The sequence below is a fragment of the Ruegeria spongiae genome, from assembly GCF_023502395.1.
GTDB classification, from domain to species: domain Bacteria; phylum Pseudomonadota; class Alphaproteobacteria; order Rhodobacterales; family Rhodobacteraceae; genus Ruegeria_C; species Ruegeria_C spongiae.
The window spans coordinates 1-303 of the sequence record NZ_JAMFMB010000112.1; the positions used below are offsets into that span (position 1 = coordinate 1).

Here is a 303-nt window from a genome sequence, read left to right on the forward strand (position 1 = left end):
GACTATCTGGGCTTTGATTTGGTGATGACCGACAACCTTCCAGAACCCAAAGTTTTGCTGGCGGATCGCGGCTATGATGCTGATCGTATTCGTAAAACCATGAATGAACGCAACATCCTGCCCCAAATCCCAATGCGCAAGACCCGCAAAATGCGCATTGGTGTAGATCATGGGTTATATCGGCTGAGAAACATGGTCGAACGGTGCTTCAACAAGCTCAAGAATGCCCGTCGTGTCGCTACTCGATATGATAAAACCGCTGAAAGCTATCTCGGGTTCATCGACATCACATCCATCAGGCTA

At 48.5% G+C, this 303-nt stretch carries 1 protein-coding gene; it reads left to right on the forward strand.

The genetic code is table 11. The features are described 5' to 3' along the window. The coding region (locus tag M3P21_RS22475) for a transposase (protein WP_249713735.1) at positions 1-303 on the forward strand (303 nt) is incomplete at both ends.